Genomic DNA, 17,493 nt, shown 5'->3' on the forward strand with positions numbered 1-17,493 from the left:
CCCCTCAGACCGTCGCCGGCACGGCGGGCTCCGACGGCGCGGGCAGCGAGCCGAGCCGCCGCAGCCACGCCACCCCCAGCGCCGACACCAGCCCGAACAGGGCACAGCACACCCATGGCAGCCACGCCGGCCCGGCCCGTCCACCGGTGTCCATGGCCCACCCGACGACCGTGTTGCCCACCGCCGCCGCAACACCCGAGACGACGTAGAACACCCCGAAGTAGGTGCCGGTGAGCCCGGGACGGCCGTAGGCGGGGATCAGCTCCATCACGAACGGCTGCGCCACCATCACCCCCAGGCTCAGCAGCAGCGCCCCCGCCAGCACCGGCAGCACACGCAGCAGCCCGTCCACCACACCGTCCGGTCCGCCGGAGCCGCCCGCCGTCAGCGCCGGCGGCACGAACGCCACCGCCGTCAGACCGAGCCCGGTGACGATCCAACGCCCCCGCTGCCCGCGCCTTTTCAGGGCACGGGTGACCCGCAGTTGCAGGGTCAGATGGGCGAGCGTGCCGACGAGCAGGACGAGTCCGGCGGCGCCGTCCCAGCCGGTGGCCTGCCGCGCGCCGTCGGGCAGCAGCAGATACAGCTGGCTCTCCAGGGTGAACAGGCCGACCATGGCGAGCGCGAACGCGAGGAACGGCCGGTTCCCGAGCACCTCCCGCCAGTCCGCCGGCACCGAACCGCCGTCGTACGGCTCCTTCGTACGGGCGGGCAGTACGAGCACCTGGGCGACGGTGAGGACCGCGAAGATCCCAGCCGCTGTCAGCGCCGACGTGCGGAAGTCCACCAGCAGCAGCGCGCTGCCCAGCAGCGGCCCGACCAGCGCACCGGCCGCCGCGAACACGTTGAACAGGGCGAACGCCTCCGCCTTCCGCCCGTCCGCCTCCTGGGCGATGTAGGCGCGCACGGCGGGGTTGAACAGCGCCCCCGCGAAGCCGCTCAGCACGGACGCTGCCAGCAGCACCACCAGGTCGTCCCCGAACGCGAACAGCCCGAACCCGAGCGTGCGCAGCGCACACCCCGCGATGATGACGCCCCGCGCGCCGAGCCGGTCGGCCGCCGACCCCCCGACCACGAACAACCCCTGCTGGCTCAGCGTGCGCACCCCGAGCACGGCACCGACGACGGCCGCCGACATGCCGAGGTTCTCGGTGAGGTGCGTGGCCAGGTAGGGGATGAGCAGATAGAAGCCGACGTTCACGCCGAACTGGTTGACCAGCAGCACCTGGACGGCGAGCGGGAACCGGCGTATCTCGTGCCAGGTGTTCACGCCGCGTCCACCGCCGCCCGAGGTCCCACCGCGCGCGGCTCGACGCCCAGGCCGGGCAGACCGCTTGTCCGTACGTACCCGTCCTCGCCGCCGATGCCGGTCCACGGGTCGTGGGCGAGCAGCAGATGACCGTCGAGGTCGGTCCAGCGTGCCAGCCCCGCGAGATGCACCGCGGGCGCCAGCCCGAGGCTGCTGGCGGTGAGGCAGCCCAGCATCAGCGCGGTGCCGCTGCCCGCGATCGTCTCCGCGATACGCAGCGCGGCATGCGCACCGCCGCACTTGGCGAGCTTCACGTTGACGCCGTGGACGCGCCCGGCGAGCCGGCGTGCGTCCTCCAGGCCGACGGCGTCCTCGTCGGCGATCACCGGCAGCGGTGAGCGCTCGGCCAGCGCGGCCAGCGCTTCGGGATCGCCGGGGGCGACAGGCTGCTCGACGGCCTCCACGCCGAGGTCGGCGAAACGGGGGAGCAGCGCCGCCGCCTGGCGGGGCGTCCACGCGCCGTTGGGGTCGAGCAGCAGACGGGCGTGGGGCGCGGCGTCCCGGACGACACGCAGCCGCTCGACGTCCTCCTCCGGGTCGGGCAGCCCCGCCTTCACCTTGAGGACCTCGAACCCGCTTGCCGTGAGGGCGCGCGCCTGCGCCGCCGCGTCGAGAGGCGAGGTGATGCCGATCGTACGGGCGGTGGCGGCCACCGGCGGCTGCGGGAGACCGAGCAGCCGGTGCACGGGACGGCCCGCGCGAATGCCGACCAGGTCGAGCAGCGCCGACTCCACGGCGGCCCGCACCGCCGGGGGAGTGGCGCCGCCCGCCAGCTCGCCCGCACGGAGCGACTCCAGGGCGGCGGCCGGGTCCGGGTAACGGCACAAGTCCCGGGCGGCGTCGGCGAAGCAGCGGTTCAAGGTCGCCGCGTCGAGGCCGTAGTGGACGCTGGTGACGGCCTCGCCGTGACCGGTGACGGCGCCGTGCTCGACGCTCAGCCACACGGCGTCACGGGCGGCCATGGTGGAACGTGATATGCGCAGCGGCTCGGTGAGTTCGAGCCGCACGGTGCGCGTGGCGGCCTTCACGGGGTCCTCCCTGCGGGCGGTGCGGTCTTGAGTGGATCGGTGACACGGGTGCAGCGCACCCAGCCGGTGGCCTCGGCCGCACGCGGGTGCGGGATCTCCACGGGCCGGGTGGCCGCGGCGGCGAGGTCGAGGCCGTGCGCGGCGGCGAAGTCGTCGTCGTAGACGGTGTCGAGATAGCGGTGCGGACCGTCGGGGAAGACGGTCGCGACGACCGCGCCCGGGTGGACGCGGGCCGCCCAGGCGGCGACACGGGCAGCGGCGCCGGTGCTCCAGCCGCCGCTGACGAAGCTCTCCGAGGCAAGCCGCCGGCAGCTGTCCACCGCCTCCGCCGGGCCGACCCAGTGCACCTCGTCGAACGCCTCGTAGTGGACGTTGCGCGGATGGATGCTGCTGCCCAGCCCGCGCATCAGGCGTGGCCGGGCGGGCTGCCCGAAGATCGTGGAGCCGGTGGCGTCCACACCGATCAGCCGCAGCCCCGGCCAGTGCCGGCGCAGCGGGCCGACGATGCCCGCACTGTGCCCGCCGGTGCCGACGCTGCACACCAGGACGTCCAAGTGGTCCAGCTGCACGGCCAGTTCGGCGGCGAGCGAGGCGTAACCGGCGCTGTTCCCCGGGTTGTTGTACTGGTCGGGCCAGTACGCCCCGGGCAACCCGGCCAGCAGCTCCCTCAGCCGGGCAAGGCGCGCGGCCTGCCAGCCGCCCCGCACGGCGGGACGGTCCACGATCTCCAGCCGCACCCCGTGCGCGCGCAGCAACCGCCGCATGGACGGCTCCAGTTCGCTGTCGCCCACCAGGACGACGGGATGACCGAGGGCCTGCCCCGCGAAGGCGAGTCCGAGACCGAGCGTGCCCGACGTCGATTCCACCACCGGGGCGCCCGGCCGCAGCACACCCCGCTCACGGGCGTCCAGCAGCATCGACACGGCGGGCCGCGCCTTCATCCCGCCGGCCGCGAGTCCTTCGAGCTTCGCCCAGAAGCCGGGGTGCGGATCCGGCAGCCCGGCCGTGACCCGCACGACGGGAGTACGGCCCAGGAGGGACAGCAGCTCCGGCCGCGCCACGGGCCCGGCGACGGGAGCGACGGCGGCGGTCACCGCACACCCCCTCGGTACACGTGCAGCGTGCTGGGACCGCCGTCGAGCCAGAAGAAGGGATACGGCTCCGCGCACACCGCGCTCACCCCGTGCCCCAGGAAGCGGGGGAGTACGGCGCTGCCCGTCTGCGCGAACATCACCAGCTGCTTGCCGTGCTCCAGGGCGTGCCGCCGCAGCGGCTCGAACGTCCCGTTGCCCAGCGTCATCCCGGACACCAGCAGCGCGTCACACCGATGCGCCTCGGCGAGCGCGTCGGGGACGAGGGCCTCATTCCACTCGGTGACACCGCCCTTGAAGTCGCACGGCACGTAACCGAGGTGGCGGGCACGCAGAGCCTCCAGCAGAGAGTTGACCACCCCGACCACCAGCACCGTGGCTCCCGGCGGAAGGTCCAGCAGCCCGACGACCGTCCGCGCCCGCGCGCGGGACTTCTCCAGGGAGGTCCCGGCGGGCACCCGTACGGGCCGGGCGCCGTGCGCCGGGGTGTGCGGGGTGACGTGCATCAGGTAGGCGTCCAGCGCGGCCACCCGCACCGGAGCCAGCGGATGGCGCAGCAGCCGGTCGAGAACCGCCCCGGCGCACTCCTCGGCCACGCCGTCGTCCAGCGCACCCGGCTCCACCGCGCAGCTGCCGACGGCGGCGCCGACCCGCAGCCCCAGCACCTCGTTCCGGTAACCGGTGCCCCGCCCGTCGTGCCGTACGGCCTGCCGGGTCGTGAAGGCCACGGCCACCCGCAGCCCCGCCGGATCAGGACCGAGCTCCCCGCCCAGGGCGCGTTCCGGCAGCGTCTCGTACGTCATCGCCTCGGCGGACGTCGAGCTGACGGCGGTCATCGGATCACCAGCCCCGTCCGCACGCCCGCGAGCAGGGATTCGATCCGGTCCCGGGCACCCGCTCCCTCGGTGTCACCCACCATCACGTGCCCGAGGTACTCGTTGTTGCTGCCCGCCGCCCGCACCTGCCTGCCGGGCTCGGGGAGCTCCGCCTCCAGCACGTCCGGCAGTGTGCGCACCCCGGTGTCGTCCAGGGCCGTGAGCGTTCCCGTGGTCTCCGGGACGAGGAACCCGATCGCGGCGGACCGCAGCCCGGTGTCCGTGCGCCGCAGATCCGGCGCCCGGCCCAGCGACACGTCGACGAACGCCGCGACCAGGTCGACGCCGGTGACATGGCGGACGAGCTCGGTGATGCGGTTTCCGGCGGGCCGCGGATTGACCTCGACCACGCGCGGCCCGGCCGACGTCAGCTTGATCTCCGTGTGCGCCACGACCCCCTCGGTGAGCCCCAGGGCCTTGAGCGCGTCCAGCGCGGTCCGTACGACGTCCTCCGCCTCGGCGGCCGGGAGCGCGGCGGGGAACATGTGGCCCGTCTCGATGAACGCGGGCGCGCCGCCGATGCCCTTGTCGGTCACCCCGACCACCTGGACCGCGCCCGCGTGGGACACGGTCTCGACGCTCACCTCCGGCCCGTCCAGCAGCTCCTCCAGCAGCACCGCCGGCTCCCGCCGCTGACCTCGCGCGTTGACCGGAAAATCACCCATCGCCCGTACGGCTTCGGCGAGTTGAGCCTCGTCGTCCACCCGCCGCACGAACATCCCCGCGCACAGGTCGACGGGCTTGACCACCAGCGGATAGCCGATGTCCCGGGCGGCCGCAGCCAGTTCGGCCCACTCCTCGTGGACGGCGAACCGGGGGCCCGGCACACCCGCCTCGTCCAGCACGCGGCGGGTGGCGTCCTTACGGCAGGCGTTCCGTACGGCCTCGGCGTCCGGCGCGGGCAGACCGAGCCGCTCGGCGGCCAGCGCCGCCGTCGGCAGGTAGTAGTCGCAGGACGTGAGGACGCCGTCGAAGCCGAGCACCTCGTGCAGCCGCTCCACGTACGGCAGCAGGGACTCCGGGTCGTTGGTGTCCGCCGTGACCACGTTCCGCGCCCCGAGCAGCGGGTGCGCCGCGCCCTCCGGCGCCGTACGCAGGTAGTGGTGCAGGTCGCGGGTGAGGAAGGTGAACGTGTGTCCGCCCTCCTGTATCGCCCGTGGCAGCAGCCTGCTCATCGATCCGACCCAGCTCTCGACCATCAGCAGATGAGCCACAACTCCCCTTTTCGTGCCCTGTCCTGAGGCGCGGTTGCGATGACGGGGCAGCCCGAGAAGACCCCTCGACGGGAGGGGCGGGCTGCGCGCAACACACGATAACGGTAATCATTTTCAATGTCAGCCGTCGAGGGGGTGCGCTCGCGCCGACGACACGTCGAAGTGGGGTGCTGCGAGGGGCCGGAAAGGAGGGACGGCCGAGTCAAGGGCGTGCCCTGACCCGGCCGTCGGTTGCCGAAGGATCGGTCAGTCGGTGCGTCCCCGCAGCAGCGCGAGCTCGTGGTTCAGCTCGGTGAGGAAGCGGATCACCACGCGCAGCTCCTCGGCCGAGAACCGCTCACGGGCGGTGTCGGTGCTGCGGGCGAGCGGCTGGAAGTACTCCCGCGCCAGGCCCTTGGCCCGGTCCTCGTACTCCAGATGCACCACACGGCGGTCGTCGGCCGCCCGGACACGCCGGATGTGACCCGCCCGCTCCAGCCGGTCCAGGCATGCTGTCATCGCGCCGGAGGTGAGGTTGAGCTGCTTGCGCAGCCGGCCGGGCGTCATGGGCGTGTCGGGTCCGCCCCCGTCGAGGATCGCTATCAGGGCGAGCATGTCGGTGTGGTGCAATCCGTGCGCCTGAGCGAACTCCTGGACGATGCGGTTGAACTCGCCGGTCATCCGGCGCAGTTGCACCGCGAATGACTGCAGTCCCGTCGGGGACTCCTCCGGCGGGGGAGGTGCGGAGGTTTGTGAGCCGCTCATGCGGCCAGTATAAGATCACTCGATGATTGACATAATCGACCGCTGACATAACTGCGCGCGCCATAGGAACCCACATGACATCCGCACCACGCCGGGCCCGCTGGCTCGTCCCGCTCACTCTCTTGATCGTCTGGCTCGGCGTGGGCGGGATGCTCGGCCCGTACGCGGGGAAGCTGGGCGAGGTGGCCACCAACGACCAGGCCTCCTTCCTGCCCCAGAGTGCCGAGTCCACGCAGGTCCTCGACCAGCGGAAGGCGTTCGACCAGGAGGCGACGCTCCCCGCGATCGTCGTGTGGACCGCGGACGGTGAGCGGATCACCGGTGCCCGGACCGCGGCCGCCACCCGCGCGGTCGCCGGGCTCGCCGGCAAGCCGGGCGTCGTGGGCGAGCCCTCACCGGCCTTCCCCTCCGAGGACGGCAAGGCCCTGCAGGCGGTGGTGCAGGTGGAGCCCGACCTCGGAGACGGGCTGGCCGACGTCGTCGACGAGGTGCGCGAGGCGGCGGGCACCGTGGACGGCACCAACGCCGAGGTGGCGGGCCCGGCAGCCAGTCAGGTCGATCTGTCGGACGCCTTCTCCGGCATCGACGGACTGCTGCTCGGCGTGGCCCTCGCCGCCGTGCTGCTGATCCTGCTGCTGGTCTACCGCAGCGTCCTGCTGCCCTTCGTCATCATCCTCGGCTCCGTCTTCGCACTCGGCCTGGCCTGTGCGGTCGTGTACGTCCTCGCCGACCACGACGTGGTGCGCGTCGACGGCCAGGTGCAGGGCATCCTGTCCATCCTCGTGATCGGCGCGGCCACCGACTACGCCCTGCTCCTCGCCGCCCGCTTCCGCGAGGAACTCGCCGTACGCGGCGACCGGTTCGCCGCCGCCCGCGCCGCCGTACGCCGGTCCTTCGGCGCCATCACCGCCAGCGCCGCCACCGTCGCCCTCGGCCTGCTGACGCTGCTCGCCAGCGACCTCACCAACAACCGCGCCCTCGGCCCGGTCGGCGCCATCGGCATCGTGTGCTCGGTGCTCTCCGCGCTCACCTTCCTGCCGGCCGCCCTCGCCCTGCTGGGCCGCAGCGCGTACTGGCCCGCCAAGCCCAAGGCGTCCGACGCCACCGTCGAGGGGCACAGCGTGTGGCGCCGCGTCGCCGCCACCGTCGACCGCAAGCCGCGCCGCGTGTGGGCGGTGACCGCGCTCATCCTCGCCGTCTTCGCGGCCTTCTCCCCGTCCCTGTCCGCCAAGGGCACCCCCCTCGACGAGATCTTCGTCAACGACGCGCCGTCGGTCGCCGCGCAGAAGACCCTCGGCGAGCACTTCCCCGGCGGGTCGGGCAACCCGGCCGTCATCCTCGCGAACGCCGACCGGGCCGACGAGGTCACCGCCGCCGCGAACAGGACCGAGGGAGTGGCCTCCGCCGCCCCCGTCTCCGCCTCCGGACGGCCGGGCGGCGGGGAGCCGCTGGTCGTCGACGGGCGGGTGCGCGTCGACGCCACGCTGGAGGCCGCGGCCGACAGCGACGACGCCAAGCGCGCCGTCGAGCGGCTCCGCGACAACGTGCACGACATCCCCGGCGCCGACGCGCTCGTCGGCGGCTACACCGCCCAGCAGGTCGACACCCAGCAGACCGCCTCCGACGACCGCACGCTCATCGTGCCGATCGTCCTCGTCGTCATCCTGCTGATCCTCGTCATGCTGCTGCGGTCCGTGCTCGTGCCCGTGCTGCTGGTCGCGACCGTGGCGCTCAACTTCCTCGCCACGCTCGGCGTGTCCGCGCTGGTCTTCCAGCACCTCTTCGGCTTCAGCGGCACGGACGCGTCGGTCCCGCTGTACGGCTTCGTGTTCCTGGTCGCCCTGGGTGTCGACTACAACATCTTCCTGATGTCCCGCGTCCGCGAGGAGGCGCTGACCCACGGCACCCGACAGGGCGTCCTGCGCGGCCTCACCACCACCGGCGGGGTCATCACCTCGGCGGGCGTGGTCCTCGCCGCGACCTTCGCCGCGCTGATGGTGATCCCGCTGGCCTTCCTGGTCCAGATCGCGTTCATCGTCGCCTTCGGCGTCCTCCTCGACACCCTCGTCGTCCGGTCCCTGCTGGTCCCGGCCCTGGTGATCGACATCGGCCCCAAGGCCTGGTGGCCGGGGTCCCTCTCCCGGTCCGCGGAGGGGGAGAGCGAGGACACGGCGGTGCCCGAGCGGGCGTGACGCGTCCGACGTGACTGTGGGCGGACAGCCGGAGGGCTGTCCGCCCACAGCCGTTCGTGGCGCGGGTGCGCCGCGTCCCGGAGCACGGCGTCCGCCCCTGGTGTCGGACCCGTGTGTCAGAGTCTGCGCATGCTCGAGATCACGGTGCAGACGGAGAACGGGGAGCGGCACGTCGGTGTGTCCGCCGAGGAACTGGCCGGGCTGGTCCGGCGTATCGGGGGTGAGGGCGACCACTTCCTGGTGATCGAGCGGATCCCGGACGAGACGCACGTCTTCGCCCAGGTGTGGCACGCGACCGGGGACGACTACACGGTCGAACACCGCGACGGCGCCGCCAAGAGGCACTTCGGGGCGAGGACGGAGGAGCTGGAGACCGTGATCGCCGCGGTCACCGGCTGGGCGCGTAAGGAGCAGGGGTGGGACAGCGGTTTGGACTGGTCGCGCCTGCGTGTGTGATGCGTGCGGAGTGCGCCGTCCTCGCTCCGGACGCGGCTGGGAAGCAGTGCGCCCCCGTCAGCCGGCGGTTGACGGGGGCGGGACGAACGGTCGCTCAGGTGGTCGGGTCCTGGGCGCAGGCCGCCGCCGGCCTGTCCTGTCCCGCCGGGTCCGTACCGGCGCCCGTCGAGGACAGCACGACCTTCGACGCGCGGCGGTCCCGGTCCAGGTAGCCGCCCGCCGCCGCGAGGGCGAGGCCGACGACCGCCAGGGCGGCGCCGACCAGTGTGGGCGAGGACCAGCCCCAGCCGGCCGCGATGACCAGGCCGCCCAGCCACGCGCCGCCCGCGTTGGCCAGGTTGAAGGCGGAGTGGTTGGACGCGGCCGCCATCGTCGGGGCCTCGTGCGCCTTGGCCATCAGCAGCATCTGCACCGGCGTGGTGATCAGCGAGCTGAGCCCGCCCGTGATGGTGATGACGATCAGCGCGGGCACCAGGTGACCGATGACGAAGTGCAGCGTCACCAGCGCCGCCGCGAGCAGCGCGAAACCGCCGTACAGGGTCGGCCGCAGCGCCCGGTCGGTCAGCGGGCCCGCGACGAGCGTGCCCAGCGTCATGCCGACGCCGAACAGCGCGAGCACCAGGGTCGTGGAGCCGTCCGAGATCCCCGTCAGGTTGGTCAGCATCGGCACCAGGTAGCTGTACATGGCGAAGAAGCCGCCGAACCCGATGACCGCCGTGACCAGACCCAGCAGCACCTGCTTGTTCTTCATCGCGCGCAGCTCGTGCATCACACCGGCCTGCTCACCGCGCGGCTGATGCGGGACGAGCCGTACCAGCGCCGCGAGGGCGAGGATGCCGATGACCGCCACCGCCGCGTACGCGAACCGCCAGCCCAGCTGCTGCCCGAGCGCGGTCCCGGCCGGGACGCCGACGATGTTGGCGACCGTGAGACCGAGGAACATCATCGACACCGCGCGGGCCGCCCGATCGGGCGCGACCAGCTTGGAGGCCACCACCGCGCCGACCCCGAACAGCGCACCGTGCGGAAGCCCCGCCAGGACACGCGCCGCGAACAGCAGCTCGAAGTTCGGCGCGAGCGCCGACGCCACGTTGCCGACGACGAACACACCCGTCAGCATCAGCAGCAGCCGCTTGTGCGGCACCCGCGCGCCGATCGCCGTCAGCAGCGGAGCGCCGACCACCACGCCCAGCGCGTAGGCGGAGACAACGTTGCCCGCGGCCGGCACGGACACCCCCAGTCCGTCGGCGATCTGGGGGAGCAGCCCCATGGAGACGAACTCGGTCGTGCCGATGCCGAACGCGACGACGGCCAGGGCGAACAAAGCCAAGGGCATGGCGAGGGGAAACCTTCCGCGTAGGAGCCGGGTGAGGGCGCCCACCGCTTCGCACACCACGGCACCGGACGGCGTCCGGCGGCAGCGGTGTGCCTGGGTCGGTGGGGGCGGTCCGGCGCCGGTCCTCGTCGTCCGGGCGTGGTTGCCGCGTGCACCAGCCTGCCAGATCCCCCTACGGGTGAGGAAACCGGGCGGCACAACCACCCGGTACAAGACCGGCACAACCACCCCGTACGCCCCACGACTCCCGTCGCCGTCCCACACCCCGTCGCCTACGCTCGAAGAGAGGTGGGCGCACGCGGCACCGGGGGCACGATCCCGGAGGTGACACCCGTGCGTGTCTCACTGATCCAGCCGGCCGTGGAGGCGTCGGAGTCCGCGGACGCACGCCGACGACGGCTGGCCGAGCAGGTCCGCGGCCGGTCCGGCGACGACCTGGTCGTCCTTCCCGAACTCTGGGCCGCCGTCGTCTGGGCCTACGACCGCTGGGACCAGGACGCCGAACCGCTGGACGGCCCCACCGCCGAGGCCATGTCGGCGGCCGCCCGCCACGCCGGGACCTGGCTGCACGCCGGTTCGATCGTCGAGCGGGACCCTGACGGCACCCTCTACAACACCGCGCTCCTTTTCGTCCGGCGAACTGCGCGGTCACTACCGCAAGATCCACCGGTACGGCTTCGACACCGGCGAGGCGACCCTGATGGGCGGCGGCCGTGACATCGTGACCGTCCCCGCGGACTTCGGCGTCGTCGGCCTCGCCATCTGCTACGACCTCCGCTTCCCCGAACTCTTCCGGGGCCTGGTCGACGCCGGCGCCGAACTGATCGCCGTCCCCGCCGCATGGCCCGCCGCCCGCCTCTCCCACTGGCAGCTCCTCACCCGCACCCGTGCCCTGGAGGAGCAGGTCTTCCTGCCGGCCTGCTGCGCCACGGGGGAGCACGGCGGCATGGAGCAGGGAGGGCACAGCACGGTGGTCGACCCCTGGGGCACCGTGCTCGCCGAGGCGGACCGCCACGAGCAGGTGGTGACGGCGGACGTCGACATGGCGGACGTCGCCCGCATCCGCTCCGCCCTGCCCGTACTGCGCGACCGAGTCCTCGGCCTCGCAGCCACGGCCGGCCACTGACCTACCCGCGCGGCTCAGTCCCGCCCGCCCCGCAGCACCCCCAGCAGATGCGCCACCGCCTCCGCCACGGCATCCCGCGCCGGACCCAGGTACTTGCGCGGATCCACCGCCGACGGGTGCGCGTCCAGGTAGGTCCGCGCGGCCCGCGTGAACTGCTTGTTCAGGTGCGTGGAGACGTTCACCTTCGTCATCCCGGACGCCACCGCCCGCGCCAGCTCCGCGTCCGCCACACCCGACGACCCGTGCAGCACCAGCGGCACGCCCACCGCGTCACGCAGCGCCGCGATGAGCGCGAAGTCCAGCACGGCGTCCCGGGTGGTCATGGCGTGCGAGCTGCCCACCGCCACGGCCAGCGCGTCGACCCCGGTGGCGGCGACGAAGTCCCGTGCCTCCGCCGGATCGGTCCGCACCCCGGGAGCGTGCGCCCCGTCCTTCCCGCCGACCTCGCCCAGCTCGGCCTCCACCCACACCTCCCGGGCATGGCAGTACGCGGCGACCTCCCGGGTCTCCCGCAGGTTCTCCTTGTAGGGGAGCGTGGAGGCGTCGAACATCACGGACGAGAAGCCGAGCCGTACGGCCTCGTGCACGAGGTCCACGGACTCCGCGTGGTCGAGGTGCACGGCGACGGGGACGAGCGCGGCGCGCGCGACGGCGAGGGCCGCCAGACCGACCGGCTCGAGGCCGCCGTGGTAGCGGGCGGTGTTCTCGCTGATCTGCAGGATCACCGGCCGGCCCGCGGCCTCCGCTCCGGCGACGATCGCCTCGGCGTGCTCGAGCTGCACCACGTTGAACGCCCCCACGCCGACGCCGGCGCGGGCGGCGGGGCCGACGATCTCGTCAGTGGGGCTGAGGGGCATGGAGGTCCTCCACGGTCACAGTGGTACGGAAACGTTCGTGGACAGCGGCGTCGACGTCACCGGCCACGGGGCAGGCGACGGCGGCGGCCGAGAGGGCGACGGCCTCGCGCAGGACGTCGCCCCAGTCGGCGCCGTCGGCGAGCCCCGCCGCGAGGCCGGCGACACAGGCGTCGCCGGCCCCGGTGGGATTGCCGGCCAGCCGTTCGGGCGGCACGGCACGCCGACGGCCGTCGGGCGTGACGGCGAGGAGCCCTTCGGGGCCGGAGGACACCACGACGGACCGGGCGCCGAGGGCACGCAGCCGCTCCGCGCCCGCCCCGGCGTCCTCGCAGCCGGTAGCCGCGGCGAGTTCGGCCGCGTTGGGCTTGACGACGTCGGGCCGGGCGCCCAGCGCGTCGAGCAGCGGGGCGCCGCTGGTGTCCAGCACGGTCGGCACCCCCATCTCCGATGCCAGACCGATGAGTTGGGCGTACACGTCGGTCGGCAGCCCCGGCGGCAGACTCCCGCAGAGCGCCACCACCGACGCCTCGCGCACCAACTCCGCGAAGCAGTCGGTGAACGCCCGCCACTCAGCCGAACTCACTTGCGGCCCCTGCTCGTTGAATACGGTGGCGTCCCCGTCGTCACCGGACACGACGGTCACGGTCTGCCGCGACTCCCCGGCGACCGGCACGAGTGCGTCACGCAACCCGGGCACGCCCCGCAGGTCCTCGCGTATCAGCGCGCCCGTGGGTCCGCCCACGAGCCCGGTCACGGTGACCGCCCGCCCCCGTCCGGCAAGCACCCGGGCCACGTTGACGCCCTTGCCCCCGGCCCGCCGGTGGACCGCCCCGACCCGGTGCGAGGTGCGCGGGCGCAGGCTGTCGACGCCGTACGTGACGTCGAGGGCGGCGTTCGGAGTGACGGTGAGGATCACGGCCGCCACCCCCGAACCCCGCGACCGGGGTCGGTGACCTCAGACATGACCGTCCTGGAGGACGACGGACCGCGTGAGGTTGCGGGGCCGGTCCGGGTCGTAGCCGCGCGCCTCGGCGCAGGCCACGGCGAGCCGCTGGGCGCGGATCAGGTCGGCGAGCGGGTCGAGACCGCCGGCCGTGCCGGTGGAGTCCGCGACCAGGGTGCCGCCGACCCGGTCGACGTCACCGGCCAGGCCCTCCGGAAGGCGCCCGAACGCCCACGTCACGCGCCCGGGACCGGTGATGCTGATGGGGCCGTGCCGGTACTCCATCGCCGGGTACGCCTCCGTCCAGGCGCCCGCCGCCTCCCGCATCTTCAGCGCCGCCTCCAGCGCCAGCCCGCACGTCCAGCCCGTACCGAGGAACGTGAACTGCTCCGCGCCCACCACGGCCGCGTCGAGCGGCTCGGTCACCGCCCGCTCGGCGTCCTTGACGGCCGCGTCCAGCGGCAGGACACCGGCGGGCAGTGCGTCCTCCGCCTCCAGGTGGGCCCGCAGAAGCGCCAGGTTGGCGGTGGCGAAGCGGGTCTGGACGACCGATTCCTCGTCCGCGAAGTCCAGGACGGCGACGGCGTCGGCCGCCCGCATGACCGGGGTGTCCGGGTCGGCGGTGACGGCGCCCGTCGCCACGGTCCCCTTGAGCCGGCGCAGCAGGTCGAGCACCTCGGTGGTGGTTCCTGACCGGGTGATGGCGAGCACCCGGTCGTAGCGCCGGCCGGCGGGGAACTCCGAGGCGGCGAAGGCGTCGGTCTCCCCGTGGCCGCCGGTCTCGCGCAGCACGGCGTACGACTGGGCCATGAACCACGAGGTGCCGCAGCCGACGACGGCGACGCGCTCGCCCCGCCTCGGCAGGGCCCCCGTCTGGCGTGGCAGGGACGTGGCGGCCTGACGCCACACGGCGGGCTGGGAGGCGATCTCGGCCGAGGTGCGGGACGAACTGATGGCGGTCAAGGCGATGTGCTCCTTCAGGAACGGGGGAGGGGGGTTACGGCGCGGCCGGCCGGTCACTTCACCGAGCCGGCGGTCAGCCCGGACACCACGTGGCGTTCGATGAAGGCGAAGAGCACCACGACGGGCACGATCGCGATCACCGACGCGGCGAACAGGTAGTTCCACTGCACGGTGTAGTTGCCGATGAAGCTGTTGATGCCGACCGTCAGGGGCTGGCTCTCCGGGACGGTGGACAGGGTCAGGCCCATGACGAACTCGTTCCACGCGGCGATGAAGGTGAAGATGACCGCGGTGACGACACCGGGCATGGCCAGCGGCAGCGTCACCCGGAGCAGCGCGCCGCCCCGGCCGAGCCCGTCGATCATCGCTGCCTCCTCCAACTGCACCGGAATGGCGGAGAAATAGGCGGTGAGGATCCAGATCGCGAACGCCAGGTTGAACGCGGCGTTGCACAGCACCAGGGTCCACACCGAGTTGAGCATGCCCAGTTGGTAGAACTCCCGGTAGAGGCCCACCAGCAGGGACGTCGGCTGGAACATCTGGGTGACCAGCACCAGCAGCAGGAACACCTTGCGCCCGCGGTACTTGACGCGGGCCGTGTAGTAGGCGGCCGGGATCGCGACGAGCAGCACCAGAAGCGTAGAGCCGCCGGCCACGAGGAGGGTGACGCGCAGGTTGCCGCCGAGGTTCGACTCCCGCCACACGTCGACGAAGTTGGACCAGGCGAACCGGTCCGGCAGATAGGTGGCGTCGCGCAGCTCGGAGGCCGGCCGCAGCGCGGTGATCACCATCTGCAGGTACGGCAGCAGGAACACGGCGGCGATCAGCCAGGCGACGGCGGCCACGACTACCGTGCGGGGCCGCAGCGCGCGCCGGGGACGCACGGGACGGCCACTGGAGGCCGTGGAGGCGGACTTGGGGGTGTCGACGGCGGCGGGGATCGTCTGCTGGGCCATCACGCCTCCTCCTGGTTCCAGCGGCTGGCCTTGAGGAAGGCCGCCACCATCACGACGACCAGGGCGAAGTTGACGACCGACATGGCCGCGGACTCCCCGATGTCGGAGCTCTTGAGCTGGTACATGAACACTGTGGTGGTCGCCGTGTCGCTGTCCGGGCCGCCCCGCGTCATGCCCCAGATCACGGGGAACGAGTTGAAGACGTTGATCAGGTTGATGACCACGCCGACCAGGAACGCCGGCCGCAGCAGCGGCAACGTGATCCGGCGGTACGTCTGCCACACGCCGGCCCCGTCCACCCGCGCCGCCTCGTACACCTCGCCGGGCACGGTCTGCAGCCCCGCGAGCAGCGTGTACGTGGTGAACGGCAGGGAGACGAAGACCGCGACGAACATCATCCACGGCCAGGCGGTCGACGGGTCGCCCAGCCAGTCCTTCGGGGAGTCGACGATGCCGAGGTCGGTCATCAGCGTGTTCAGCACGCCCGCGGTGCGGTCGAGCATCCACTTGAAGCCGATGGCGGTCATCAGCACGGACGCCGCCCACGGGGCGATGAGCGCCCACCGGGTCAGCCGGCGCCCCGGGAACCGCTGGTTGAACAGCTGGGCCAGGCCCAGGGACAGCACCATCGTCAGCGCGACCACGCCGACGGTCCACACCACGGTGGCGGTGATGACGGAGCCGAGGTCCGGCTCGTCGAACAGCTGGCGGTACTTGTCCAGGCCCGCCCAGCCCCGGACGAAGCCGCTGACGCTGATCTTCAGGAACGAGGTGCGGACCATCTCGTAGACCGGCCACAGCACGACGACCACGATGAGCAGTACGGCGGGGCCGATCCAGGGGAGCGGCCCCAGCCGGCCGAGGCCGGAGCGGCGGGTGCCGCTCCGGCCCGAGCGGGGCGGCCTGCGGCCGCCGGAGGTGACATTGCTGGACACGGGGAGCGCCTTCCGTGTGTCGGTGCCGTGCGGACTACTGGTTCGCCGCGATCTGTTCGGCCTTCTTCTGCAGATCGCCGAGCACCTTGGCCGGGTCCTCCCCGACGGCCGTGCCGCCGCTCTTCTTGATCTCCGCGGAGACGGCGTCCCAGCTGGTGTCGCCCAGCGGGTAGAAGGACGCCTTCGGCAGCAGCTCGAAGAACGGCTCGAGGTCCTTGTGCTTGCCGCTGGAGGTCATCTCCTGCAGCGTGTCCTCGGTGACGGGCATCAGGTTGTACATCTCGTCGAACTTCAGCGTGTTCTCCTTCGAGTACGCGAAGTCGAGGAACTTCCTGATCTCCTCCTGGTGACCGCTGTCCTTGAACGCCATCACCCAGTCGGCCACGCCGAGCGTCGAGTCGAGCGCGCCGTCCTTGCCGGGGATGGGCGCGACGCCGTAGTCGACACCGCCGTCCTTCGACATCTGGATCAGCGACGGGTGACCGTTGAGCATGCCCACCTTGCCCGCGGCGAAGTCGGCGAACGCCGTCTTGCGGTCGGTGGCGGCCGGGTTGCCGTAGGTCAGTCCCGGCTCGACGAGATGGGCGCGCAGCCACTGGAACGTCTCGACGTTGGCTTTGCTGTCGAGGGTGTACGCGCCGTCCTCGCCGGTGTAGCCGCCGCCGTTGCCGAGCTCCCAGATCAGCGTCTCGCCCTGCGCCTCCTCGGGACCGAGGGGCAGCGCGTACGGGACGACGTCCGGGTTCTTCTTCTTGAGCGCCTCGGCGGCCGCCTTGATGTCCGCCCAGCTCTTCGGCGGCTCGGTGACGCCGGCGTCGGCGAGGAGCTTCTTGTTGTAGAACAGGGCGCGGGCGGAGGAGACGAAGGGGATGCCGTACTGCACGCCGTCGACCTCGCCGGCCTCGGCGAACGTGTCGACCAGGTTGTCCAGGGTGGCCGGGGACAGCACGTCCTCGGCCTTGTGGAGGATGTCGTCGGCGACCTTGTCGGCGTAGCCGCCGGTCTGCAGGACGTCCGGCACGTTGCCGCTCTGGATCATTGTCTTGACCTGTGCGTCGATGTCGTTCCAGTTGACGACCTGCACATCGACTTTGATGTCCGGGTTGGCGGCCTCGAAGCGCTTCGCCACGTCCTCCCAGTAGACGGTGGAGCTGTTGGACGCCTTGTCGCCGTAGTCGGCCGCGACCAGCTTCAGGGTCACGGATCCGTCCGCGGACTCCCCGGCGCCACCGCCGCCGCACGCGGTCAGGACCAGGGCGCCGGCCGCACAGGCCGCCGAGAGGACGAGCATTCTCTTCTTCACTGCCGTCTACCGCCTTGTCTCCACAAGAAGTGCGTGAACATGCTCAATCAATGAGCTGTACGAGCAGTAATGAGCATCTGTCGTGCCGGGAAGTATTCAGGCAAACCGCAGGTCAGGTCCATATGCCGTTATCCGACCGTTGCCAAAATCGGGCACTTCGACTGC

The 17,493-nt window shown here is 72.4% G+C and carries 14 protein-coding genes and 2 pseudogenes; 3 read left to right on the forward strand and 13 right to left on the reverse strand.

Annotated elements, in window-relative coordinates; all coding sequences use genetic code 11:
• Positions 1-4 precede the first annotated feature (4 nt).
• The 6 genes from ACQY0Z_RS30535 to ACQY0Z_RS30560 all read right to left on the reverse strand — a co-directional run bounded on the left by ACQY0Z_RS30535 (position 5) and on the right by ACQY0Z_RS30560 (position 6,177).
• Positions 5-1,270, reverse strand: coding sequence for an MFS transporter (locus tag ACQY0Z_RS30535; protein ID WP_381728189.1), 1,266 nt, complete (start codon positions 1,268-1,270; stop codon positions 5-7).
• Positions 1,267-2,337 (reverse strand): dipeptide epimerase, encoded by a 1,071-nt coding sequence (locus tag ACQY0Z_RS30540; protein ID WP_439813142.1) that lies wholly within the window; start codon positions 2,335-2,337, stop codon positions 1,267-1,269. Before ACQY0Z_RS30540 ends, ACQY0Z_RS30535 begins: the two co-directional genes overlap by 4 nt.
• Complete coding sequence (locus tag ACQY0Z_RS30545; protein ID WP_189900803.1) at positions 2,334-3,431, reverse strand: PLP-dependent cysteine synthase family protein; 1,098 nt, start codon at positions 3,429-3,431, stop codon at positions 2,334-2,336. Before ACQY0Z_RS30545 ends, ACQY0Z_RS30540 begins: the two co-directional genes overlap by 4 nt.
• Complete coding sequence (locus ACQY0Z_RS30550; protein WP_439813143.1) at positions 3,428-4,264, reverse strand: Rossmann-like domain-containing protein; 837 nt, start codon at positions 4,262-4,264, stop codon at positions 3,428-3,430. The genes ACQY0Z_RS30545 and ACQY0Z_RS30550 overlap by 4 nt, the downstream gene beginning before the upstream one ends.
• A complete protein-coding gene (locus ACQY0Z_RS30555; protein WP_439813144.1) occupies positions 4,261-5,517 on the reverse strand; it encodes an ATP-grasp domain-containing protein in 1,257 nt (418 codons plus the stop codon). Before ACQY0Z_RS30555 ends, ACQY0Z_RS30550 begins: the two co-directional genes overlap by 4 nt.
• A 246-nt stretch (positions 5,518-5,763) precedes the next feature.
• Complete coding sequence (locus ACQY0Z_RS30560; protein ID WP_381728200.1) at positions 5,764-6,177, reverse strand: MarR family winged helix-turn-helix transcriptional regulator; 414 nt, start codon at positions 6,175-6,177, stop codon at positions 5,764-5,766.
• Positions 6,178-6,335: 158 nt separating this feature from the next.
• Between ACQY0Z_RS30560 and ACQY0Z_RS30565 the strand changes: the two genes are divergently transcribed.
• The gene (locus ACQY0Z_RS30565) at positions 6,336-8,453 is read left to right on the forward strand and encodes an MMPL family transporter (RefSeq protein WP_189900811.1); all 2,118 of its coding nucleotides are present in this window, start codon (positions 6,336-6,338) and stop codon (positions 8,451-8,453) included.
• Positions 8,454-8,582: 129 nt separating this feature from the next.
• Positions 8,583-8,900 (forward strand): annotated as a pseudogene (locus ACQY0Z_RS30570) (DUF6891 domain-containing protein); the annotation flags it as partial.
• A 103-nt stretch (positions 8,901-9,003) separates the two neighbouring features.
• On the opposite strand, the gene ACQY0Z_RS30575 reads toward ACQY0Z_RS30570, so the two are convergent.
• Positions 9,004-10,245, reverse strand: coding sequence for an MFS transporter (locus ACQY0Z_RS30575; RefSeq protein WP_254587659.1), 1,242 nt, complete (start codon positions 10,243-10,245; stop codon positions 9,004-9,006).
• 333 nt (positions 10,246-10,578) lie between these two features.
• Here ACQY0Z_RS30575 and ACQY0Z_RS30580 point away from each other — a divergent pair.
• Positions 10,579-11,371: pseudogene (locus ACQY0Z_RS30580) on the forward strand (carbon-nitrogen family hydrolase).
• Positions 11,372-11,385: 14 nt separating this feature from the next.
• Here the strand turns inward: ACQY0Z_RS30580 and ACQY0Z_RS30585 are convergent.
• Genes ACQY0Z_RS30585 through ACQY0Z_RS30610 form a run of 6 tightly spaced genes read right to left on the reverse strand, consistent with a single transcriptional unit; the run spans position 11,386 to position 17,316 of the window.
• Positions 11,386-12,228, reverse strand: a complete 843-nt coding sequence (locus ACQY0Z_RS30585; protein ID WP_189900817.1) for a class II fructose-bisphosphate aldolase — start codon at positions 12,226-12,228, stop codon at positions 11,386-11,388.
• Entirely contained in the window at positions 12,209-13,144 is a 936-nt protein-coding gene (locus ACQY0Z_RS30590; protein WP_189900818.1) for a hexose kinase, read from the reverse strand. Before ACQY0Z_RS30590 ends, ACQY0Z_RS30585 begins: the two co-directional genes overlap by 20 nt.
• A 39-nt stretch (positions 13,145-13,183) precedes the next feature.
• On the reverse strand, positions 13,184-14,134 hold the full coding sequence (locus ACQY0Z_RS30595; RefSeq protein WP_189900820.1) for a sugar isomerase: 951 nt from the start codon (positions 14,132-14,134) through the stop codon (positions 13,184-13,186).
• Positions 14,135-14,187: 53 nt separating this feature from the next.
• Positions 14,188-15,090, reverse strand: coding sequence for a carbohydrate ABC transporter permease (locus tag ACQY0Z_RS30600; RefSeq protein WP_189900822.1), 903 nt, complete (start codon positions 15,088-15,090; stop codon positions 14,188-14,190).
• Complete coding sequence (locus tag ACQY0Z_RS30605) at positions 15,090-16,025, reverse strand: carbohydrate ABC transporter permease (RefSeq protein ID WP_439813145.1); 936 nt, start codon at positions 16,023-16,025, stop codon at positions 15,090-15,092. Before ACQY0Z_RS30605 ends, ACQY0Z_RS30600 begins: the two co-directional genes overlap by 1 nt.
• 34 nt (positions 16,026-16,059) lie before the next feature.
• Positions 16,060-17,316: an extracellular solute-binding protein gene (locus ACQY0Z_RS30610; protein WP_439813393.1), complete on the reverse strand. Its 1,257-nt coding sequence runs from the start codon at positions 17,314-17,316 to the stop codon at positions 16,060-16,062.
• Positions 17,317-17,493 lie beyond the last annotated feature (177 nt).

This window comes from Streptomyces sp. P9-2, assembly GCF_051903975.1.
Lineage (GTDB): Bacteria > Actinomycetota > Actinomycetes > Streptomycetales > Streptomycetaceae > Streptomyces > Streptomyces cellulosae.